This window comes from Zhongshania sp., from assembly GCF_047636175.1.
Taxonomy (GTDB): Bacteria; Pseudomonadota; Gammaproteobacteria; order Pseudomonadales; family Spongiibacteraceae; genus Spongiibacter.
The window spans coordinates 50,954-59,982 of the sequence record NZ_JBLIKC010000025.1; the positions used below are offsets into that span (position 1 = coordinate 50,954).

General features: G+C 49.1%; 8 protein-coding genes. 7 read left to right on the top strand and 1 reads right to left on the bottom strand.

Annotated elements, in window-relative coordinates:
* Positions 1–130 precede the first annotated feature (130 nt).
* From npdG to ACI955_RS14250, 6 genes are read left to right on the top strand one after another with little or no spacing between them, the layout of a single operon-like run.
* Positions 131–808: an NADPH-dependent F420 reductase gene (npdG, locus tag ACI955_RS14225; protein ID WP_415244407.1), complete on the top strand. Its 678-nt coding sequence runs from the start codon at positions 131–133 to the stop codon at positions 806–808.
* A gap of 7 nt (positions 809–815) precedes the next feature.
* Positions 816–1,583, top strand: coding sequence for a coenzyme F420-0:L-glutamate ligase (gene cofE / locus ACI955_RS14230; protein WP_415244408.1), 768 nt, complete (start codon positions 816–818; stop codon positions 1,581–1,583).
* Complete coding sequence (cofD, locus tag ACI955_RS14235) at positions 1,583–2,554, top strand: 2-phospho-L-lactate transferase (RefSeq protein WP_415244409.1); 972 nt, start codon at positions 1,583–1,585, stop codon at positions 2,552–2,554. Before cofE ends, cofD begins: the two co-directional genes overlap by 1 nt.
* A gap of 18 nt (positions 2,555–2,572) precedes the next feature.
* Complete coding sequence (gene cofC / locus ACI955_RS14240; protein ID WP_415244410.1) at positions 2,573–3,367, top strand: 2-phospho-L-lactate guanylyltransferase; 795 nt, start codon at positions 2,573–2,575, stop codon at positions 3,365–3,367.
* Positions 3,364–5,853 carry a 5-amino-6-(D-ribitylamino)uracil--L-tyrosine 4-hydroxyphenyl transferase CofH gene (cofH, locus tag ACI955_RS14245; protein ID WP_415244411.1) on the top strand — a complete coding sequence of 830 codons (2,490 nt, stop codon included), beginning with the start codon at positions 3,364–3,366 and terminating at the stop codon, positions 5,851–5,853. Before cofC ends, cofH begins: the two co-directional genes overlap by 4 nt.
* 24 nt (positions 5,854–5,877) lie before the next feature.
* Positions 5,878–6,639 (top strand): SDR family oxidoreductase, encoded by a 762-nt coding sequence (locus tag ACI955_RS14250; RefSeq protein WP_415244412.1) that lies wholly within the window; start codon positions 5,878–5,880, stop codon positions 6,637–6,639.
* 815 nt (positions 6,640–7,454) lie between these two features.
* Here ACI955_RS14250 and ACI955_RS14255 read toward each other — a convergent pair.
* Complete coding sequence (locus tag ACI955_RS14255) at positions 7,455–7,901, bottom strand: hypothetical protein (RefSeq protein WP_415244413.1); 447 nt, start codon at positions 7,899–7,901, stop codon at positions 7,455–7,457.
* A 185-nt stretch (positions 7,902–8,086) separates the two neighbouring features.
* On the opposite strand from ACI955_RS14255, the gene ACI955_RS14260 reads away from it, so the two are divergent.
* Positions 8,087–8,407: a hypothetical protein gene (locus tag ACI955_RS14260; protein ID WP_415244414.1), complete on the top strand. Its 321-nt coding sequence runs from the start codon at positions 8,087–8,089 to the stop codon at positions 8,405–8,407.
* The last annotated feature ends 622 nt before the right edge of the window (positions 8,408–9,029 follow it).

The following is a 9,029-nucleotide window of genomic DNA, read 5'->3' on the forward strand; positions in this document are numbered from 1 at the left end:
TTCGCGGTGGATTAAGACGTATACACTAATCTGCAAACACAATATGTTTTGACAGTCTTGGCTGCTTACGAAGAGATTTTCGCGGCCATTGCTAAGTCTAATAATTGCATCATTAAAGAGAGAGTTTCGAATGACTGAAAGCAAAGCCATTGTGGCAATTCTTGGTGGAACGGGTGGTTTGGGTACTGGCTTGGCGCGCCGTTGGGCTGAGGCCGGCTACCCTATTATTATTGGGTCGCGTACCCAAGAAAAAGCCGAGGCGGCGGCCCAGGCGCTGCGAGAATTGATGCAAGAGCGCGGTATAGAGGGCGTGTCGGTAGCAGCTATGGATAATGTGGCGGCAGCAGCAGCGGCGGATATCTCTGCTTTGACGGTTCCGTTTGCCCACCATGCGGACACCCTTCTCACTGTAAAAGCGGCCTTGGAAGGTAAAATACTGATCGATGTTACTGTGCCATTAGTCCCGCCAAAAGTAGCGCGGGTGCAGTTGCCTGCTGAAGGTTCAGCTGGCCAGATTGCTCAAAATATTTTGGGCGAGAGCGTCAGCGTGGTGTCGGCATTCCAAAATGTGGCAGCGATACATTTGCAAGATGGGCAAGGTATGGATTGTGATGTGCTGGTTTGTGGTGACAATAAAGCAGCCCGCGCCAAGGTAATCGAATTGGTTGAGGCTGCTGGTTTGCGCGGGTTTCATGCTGGGAGCATCGCCAATGCCGCTGCTGTAGAGGCCATGACATCGTTGCTTATTTTTATAAATAAACAATATAAATGTCACGCCGGTATTAAGTTAACGGGTTTGGATCATTAATTCAGTTATGACACCCTCGCTTAGTCTTCATGCATTGCCGGGTGTTCCTTTGGTGGAGCCCGGTGATGATATAGCGGTACTTATTTTGGCGGCTTTGGCCGCCTCAGAGTTGGTGTTGGAAGTCGGTGATGTATTGGTCTTGGCACAAAAGATCGTGTCCAAAGCCGAGGGGCGCTATGCCTATTTAAACGTTGTAGAGCCGAGCGCTCAAGCTGTTGAGCTAGCCGGACAATGTGATAAAGACTCCCGTCATATGCAGATTGTGTTAAATGAGTCTCGCGAGATTATTCGTAAGCGTCCGGGTGTGGTTATCGTCGAGCATGTACTTGGCTATGTGCACGCTAATGCCGGGATTGATCGCTCTAATATTAATAGTGATGACGACAATCCGCGTTTACTGCTGTTGCCAGAAAACCCGGACCGCAGCGCCGCAGAGCTGCGCTCGGCATTATTGGCGAGCACTGGCGTTGGTGTGAATATTATTATCAATGACAGTGCCGGTCGTGCCTGGCGCAATGGCACCGTCGGGTTTGCGATTGCTACCGCCGGCTTTGAAGCGCTGGAAAATAGAGTCGGTGAAGCTGATTTATACGGCCGACCACTTGAGGTCACCGAAGTGGCGGTGGCCGATGAGTTGGCGGCGGCGGCCTCTTTTATGATGGGGCAGGGCGATGAGGCACTGCCTTTAGTCCTAATTCGCGGGGCAAAATTACGCCCGTCGGCTGCCGGTTCTGCAAGCTTAATTCGTGATCGAGAAAAGGATATGTTCCGCTAATGGCTAACCTAGAGTCGCACTTAGGCGGCAAGGTGCTGGCCTTAAGTGGTGGTGTTGGTGGTGCTAAATTATGCCGTGGTTTAGCCGCCTTATTGGCCGTTGAGCAACTAACCATTGTTGCGAACACCGGTGATGATTTCGATTATTGGGATCTGCGTATTTGCCCCGATCTAGATTCGGTGATGTACGCGCTTGCAGATTTAAATGACGAGCAGCGCGGTTGGGGTTTGCGCGATGAAACTTGGCGTACTCTCATCGCCATGCGCAGGCTCGGCGGCGATGAGTGGTTTCAAATAGGTGACCAAGACTTAGCGACACATATACTAAGAACGCAGCTTTTACGCGCCGACCAGTCGTTGTCGGCGGTGACCCAGCAGATTGCGGCAGGCTTGGGTATAAAGCATATATTGCTACCGATGTCGGAACAGTCGGTTGCCACCAAGGTAAATACCGATCAAGGCTGGTTAGACTTTCAGCAATATTTTGTGCGTGATCAATGCCAACCGGAAGTGCGAGAACTACATTTTGAAGGTGCGGACGACGCGCAATTAAATCCGCAGGTACACAGTTTATTGATGGATGAGGCCCTAGCCGCCATTGTGGTTTGCCCGTCCAATCCCTTTGTTAGCATAGACCCAATATTGAGCTTATCGGGATGCCGGCGTTTGCTGATGAAGTCATCGGCGCCGGTGATTGCCGTGTCGCCTATTATTGCCGGCCGGGCTGTGAAAGGGCCGGCGGCAAAAATGATGCGTGAACTTGATATGCCAGCGACGGCCTTTGCGGTAGCAGAGTATTACGGTGATTTACTCGATGGCTTTGTACTTGATGAAGCCGATGCACAATATGCCGACGATATTGAGGCATTAGGTATTAAAGTGTGCGTGGCGCCGACCTTGATGACTGATCTCAGTAGTAAGATTGCGCTTGCAGTTGCCGTGTTGGGTTTTGCCGCCAGCTATAGCGCTTAAACACCTTCGGTGATGCAGTTGCCGAAACGTTTTGATAATAAAAGTAACCGGATAAAAGCGTGTAACACTATGTGGGCACTATTGCCGTTAAAAGATTTTGTACAGGCCAAACAGCGTCTCGCGGGAAGTTTGAATGTTTCTGAAAGACGGGCCTTATTTCACGCCATGGTTGAGGATGTACTCACGGTACTGACCGTGCATCCGAGTTTTGAGCGTATTGTGGTGGTATCGGATGATCCCGCCGCCCAGCTGTTGGCCGAGCACTACGGTACTGATTGCTGGTCTGAGCGCAGCTTAGGTGCAAGTGGACTGAATGCCGTGGTCGGCTCGGCATTGGGCAAAATGGCTGAGCTTACCGACAACCATTCCCGCGTTACTCCAGCAATGGTTGTGCATGGCGATTTGCCTTTGCTGGGTAGCCAAGAATTAAACGCACTGATTGAACAGCATCGGCTATTAATGAAAACCCATCCGTCGGCGGTAAGTATTGCCACTGATCGTCATGGCTTCGGCAGTAATATTGTGGTTTGCGACCCTGCTAAGGCGCCGGTCTTGGCCTATGGCCCCGGCAGTTGTGCGGCGCATTACGCTTCAGCTGCGGCCATGCAGCTGCCTGCGCAGGTGATCTCTTTACCGGGACTGGCGCAAGATATTGACACGCAAGACGATCTTCTGCGGTTGCTGGCGATGGTACCTAGCGACGCCGCTGAGCGAACGCTGGGGTATTTGTATCAAGACGGTATTGCGCAGCGCTTGCGACGACTGGGTGGCGAAGCCGCAAATACATCTCTACAACTGTGGAGTGCGGTATGAACGCGATAGCACAGGCAATTACAGTTGAGTCTTTATTAGCGGACGTCGGCGACCATGGCATGAGCGCGGAACACGCCCTGTTACTGGCGGACAAGACAGAAACTCAAGCGCTGATACTTGCGGCGGCAGAATTGCGCGACCGCGGTTTTTACAATGGTGTGAGTTATTCTCGCAAGGTCTTCATTCCGTTGACGCATTTATGTCGCGATGTTTGTCATTACTGCACCTTTGCAAAAACCCCTAAAAAAATACAGCAAGCATACTTACCCGTCGAGCAGGTGCTAGCGCAAGTTAAGGTTGCCGAGAGTATGGGTTGTAAAGAAGCTTTATTTACCTTGGGTGAGAAACCGGAATTGCGTTACAAGGCGGCTCGGGACGCGCTCGCGGAAATGGGTTTTGCTAGCACACTGCAATACCTTGCACATGTTGCAGCGCGGGTACTGGCAGAGACTAATGTGCTGCCACATATTAACGCTGGTTGCATGGATGATGCAGAAATAGCGATGTTGCGGCCGGTATCTGCCTCAATGGGAATCATGCTCGAATCGGCCTCTAGCCGTTTGTGTGAAAAAGGTATGCCTCACTATGGCTCGCCTGACAAAGACCCGGTACTGCGTTTGGAAACGATTGCGCGGGCGGGTAGGGCGTTGGTGCCGTTCACCTCTGGCATACTCATTGGTATTGGTGAAACTCGTCTCGAACGGGTGGAGTCTTTACTAGCCTTGCGTGAGTTACATCAGCGCTACGGCCATATCCAAGAAATCATCGTTCAAAATTTTAGAGCCAAGCCGAATACTAAAATGGCGTCCGCTCCTGAGCCAGATTTGAATGAATTGTTGTGGACTATCGCCGTTGCGCGCTTGATTTTTGGTGCGCAGATGAGTATTCAAGCTCCGCCAAATTTGAGCCCCGGCGTGCTGCCGCAATTAGTGGCAGCGGGACTTAATGACTGGGGTGGTGTATCGCCGCTGACACCTGATTTTGTCAATCCCGAGGCGCCTTGGCCACACTTAGAAACTCTGATGAAAGAAACCGCGGGTGCGGGTAAACACTTGCATGAGCGGCTGACTATTTACCCCCAATACGTGCGCGATTATAAGCGGTGGTTAGACCCCGCTCTACATACCAAAGTGCTCCATTACAGCGACACACAAGGCTTGCCCAAGGACGAGTGCTGGGTTGCCGGTCAAGACATTGATGCTCCTGCCGCCGAGCTTAATTTACTGCGTGCAGAGCCCGAGTTTTTGAAAAGCTATGCGCCAATATCCAGCGATATAAGCCTCTTACTTGAGCGCGCACTGCGCGCAGAGGCGTTGAGCGAAAATGATATTGTGCGGTTATTCAGCGCCCGCGGAAGCGATTTTTCCGCCGTCTGCAGGGCTGCCGATCAGTTGCGTCAGCAGCGCTGTGGTGAGCAGGTCAGCTATGTAGTCACGCGAAATATTAATTACACTAATGTGTGTTATTTCAAATGTCAGTTTTGCGCGTTTTCTAAAGGCAAGCTCAGTGAGAATTTGCGCGGCCGGCCCTATGATTTGTCCGGTGAGGAGATATCGCGGCGCGCTCTTGAAGCATGGCAGCGCGGTGCATCTGAGGTGTGTATGCAGGGCGGTATACACCCCGAGTACACCGGCCAAACCTATCTTGATATTGTGGCGACATTGCGCGCAGCGACGCCGGATATGCATATTCATGCCTTCTCGCCTTTAGAGGTTTGGCAGGGCGCTGAAACATTGGGCCTAGATTTAGAGACCTATTTACAGCGGCTTAAAGAGGCGGGTTTGCATACCTTGCCCGGCACTGCTGCGGAAGTCTTGGACGATGAAGTGCGGGCTGTATTGTGCCCGGATAAAATAAATACCGAGCAATGGCTCGCGGTGATGGCGGCGGCCCACAAGGTGGGGCTGCGCTCGACGGCGACTATTATGTATGGTCATGTTGATAATTATCAATCTTGGGCGCGCCACTTGCTCCGAGTGCGGCGTCTTCAGTCGCAAACGGGCGGTTTCACTGAATTTGTGCCGTTACCGTTTGTGCCCGCAGAGGCGCCAATTTATCTTAAAGGTAAGTCGCGACGGGGACCGAGCTTTCGTGAGGCGGTGTTGATGCACGCCGTTGCTAGGCTGGTTTTTAACGGCCTGATAGATAATATTCAAGCTTCTTGGGTGAAGATGGGCGAGCAGGGTGTCGAGGCTTTATTGAATGCCGGGGTCAATGATCTTGGTGGCACCCTGATGAACGAGACCATCACCCGCGCCGCTGGCGCTGTCCATGGTCAGGAAACCGCGCCAGAAATTATGGAAGCGCGTATTCGCCGTGCCGGTCGTGTACCGTTTCAGCGCAATACGCTTTATGGCGCCGCAGACCCGCTGCAGAGTCAGCGCTCTCGGGTGGCTGCGCCGCTAGCGGATGTTGTAAATACACCCGCACATAAATATGAACGCAATAAGCTGACTCGCGCTGAGGGTTTGATTGCTGTCGAATAAATGATCCAATAATAAGGATAATCAATGGGGACTTACGCATTAACGGGCGGTGCCACCGGTATTGGCGCTGCGATTAAGATGCAGCTTCGTAATGCTGGCCATCAAGTCATTGTAGTTGATCTTGCCGAGGGTGATGTCTGCGCTGATTTATCTGACCTTCCGGGGCGTCAAAAGGCGATAGACGGTATTCGTGCCCTTGCGCCAAATGGACTCGATGGCTTTATTCCCTGCGCCGGTCTCGGTCCGTCGGTTCGACCACTGTCCTTGATTACCCGGGTTAATTACTTTGCCGCAATAGCGGTCACTGAGGGCGTGCTGGATTTGTTGGTGCGACGTAAAGGCAGCGTTGTGATGATTGCCTCTAACTCCGCCGCGATGGTCGGGCACGATGATTACGTCAAGTTGTTACTCGATGATCAGGAATCCGCTGCATGCGAGCTGGTTGATGGTAAGGATGCCCATACCGCCTATGCCGGGTCAAAACATGCGCTTAGTTGCTGGTTGCGCCGCAATGCGCCGGACTACGCTAGACAAGGCGTGCGTTTGAACGCAGTTGCACCAGGTATTGTCGATACCCCGCTAAGCGACAAAGTGCTTGCGGATAAGGACCTTGGGCAGATCATGAAAGACTTTGGTGACAGCGTGCCCATGGGAGCGGTTGGTAGGCCCGAGCAGATCGCGGAGGTGGTCTGCTTTTTACTGAGTAGCAAGGCCAGTTTTATGGCCGGTTCTATTGTTTTTGTCGATGGTGGCCACGATGCAATGTTCCGGCCGGATCAATTTTAAGTTGGTCCGGCAGCTAGCTGGTTCTATAGTCGCTTTCGCGAACTGATCACATATGTTTTTCATTTCCGAAAGCATCCAAAATATCTGGTTTTGACAGTTTCCTATGAGTTGATGAAATTGTGAAGTGTCTTTTCTTAATATGAATTACGCTAGATAGTAAGTTAAGATGAACCTCATCTATCAAGCATTTGAGTATAAGTTCGGGTGGTATCTCCGATACAACGTTGCTCTCTATTCTTTTACAAGTAAGCAGGGCTTCATCGACTTTACGTACACCTAGCTCTTTTAGTATTCCGAGCTCTTCATTGCATATGAATTTCAACATCTGCTCCGGTGATAAGCGAATTCTTCGGCAATGCTCTAACCAAATAACATATATAATAAAATTTCGGCGGGCAAGATTAATTGCTTTAGAGTCGATTGCTGCGACGCGCGCCAAATAAAACCGATTACTTGGATATAGTCCGCATGAGTTTCTGACATCCTCATGAATAGTTTGAATCCACGAGTTTGTCTCGTTGTGATTTTTTCTATTCGTCCTGAGAGATAATCCAATATAATCATAAATATTTTTTTCATGAAAATCTGAGTTCGCATCTAGATATGTTACGGGCAATTTTTCTGCCCAGCTGCCTGTTTATAGAATTGCATCTGCAAAAAGGAGTATTAGAGATGCTCCGTCCCAGATGGGAGGGTAGTGATTGTCGTTCGCAGTCGCTGATCTTCAGGATTTCTGACAATGTATAGCTCGACATTAAGCGCAATATTTTCAAAAAATGATTTAGAGATTGATTTCGATTTCTGCATTAGTGTGTCTACATAGCGATTTTTTTGTATCCAGCGAGATTAGGCAGAAGAGGGGCTATGTCTCTAAGCTGTACTTCAGAAATTAGAATGCGATCTCGTTCAAACGAAAGTGGTGAGTAGATAATTAAATTTAAGAACGCCCCGCTTCTTTGTGAAAAGTGGAGTAAGGCGGGAATAGCATTGTCACGCTTACCGCCAAGACCACACACGATAAAACAGCTCTTAACATTCACGAAAATTTGTGCCAATTCTGATTTAATATTTGAGGTGAAGTAGCTGCGGCTCAATGAAATATCATTGGTGTCTATAATCAGTCTATTTTTATCGACTATTGCTTTAAGCAATTTGCCGCTCGTATTGATATATAACGGGGTGATATTGCTAACGAGCAATCTTGGTAAAATCTGATTGAGGGTGTTTTTTCCAGCGCCACCCAAGGCAAGAGCTAAATTCATACGTACTCTCTCGCAATTAATTTTTGATGCCGATATTCTCCATATTGCTGCGACGCTTTCTGTCGCAGCTAGTAGTTAAGGTGATATCTTTTAGAGGTAGCAATATGGGCAAGAAAACCGAGAGGATTATGACTATGCTTAGTCTCATACCTTGAGAACCCACAAAGATATCAACGGATCGGCTCATGGGCTTTTTATCTGATGCGGGCTTTTTGGTTACCCAAAAAACGATACAGAGGGATCTGCATGAGCTGAGTGCAACTCATCCAATTGTCTTAGATGAACGGAGTAAGCCCACCGGTTGGTCCTATATGGTGGAGCACAATAACCGAGCTGAACCCATGAATCCATTTGAGGCGCTTGCTTATATTATTGCCTCTAGGGCATTTTCTAGTAAGTTGCCCAGTGGAATCGCCCAGTATCTCCTTCCTCAGGACTTGGCGGCGAGCGCGTGCTGGATTTATATTCGTCTAGCGTGGCGGCATTTGACAAGAAAGTGGCAATAGTTCCGCGCGGTTTCAGCTTAAAAGCCGCTGATATTAACTAATTAACTTTTGATACAGTTTATGACGGACTACTGCGAGAAAAAGTACCTGTGCTTGTTAAAAAGGAATATTGCCCGGATGGTGGATAGTATCAAATAGACTTGTATATTTCCGACGGAAGTAAGCAAATTGTAATTGAGAGTAAACTGAATGCGTCTGATCAAGTGAGGTAAGTTGAAAGGTATATAGAGACAGCAGATACTGAAATTAAAGTTAACAGAGAAAATACCATTTCCATATTTATTACAAAAGGTAGGTATGAACCGTCACCAAGCTCTCTGGGTATAATGGAAATCGATGATTTCAGGGGTTTTTTGGTCGGCAAGGATGGAGGAAATGGGGAGAGCTTATCGGTACGTTATTTAAACCTCCATTATCGAAGTAAAACAAATTGTAAATAAATCTCGTCTTGGCTTGATCTTTGTATATCAGAGCTGGGAGGCAATATTGAGTCGTAAAATATTGTGCGGTCTATTCGAGAGTACTAGTCAGTTGTAAAGTTGGCAATACGAGAATATGTTAGTAGAGTGGGTAGCTTAGATGGCTTCTTTAGGGATGATCTCGATAACCGGGGCGCTTATTA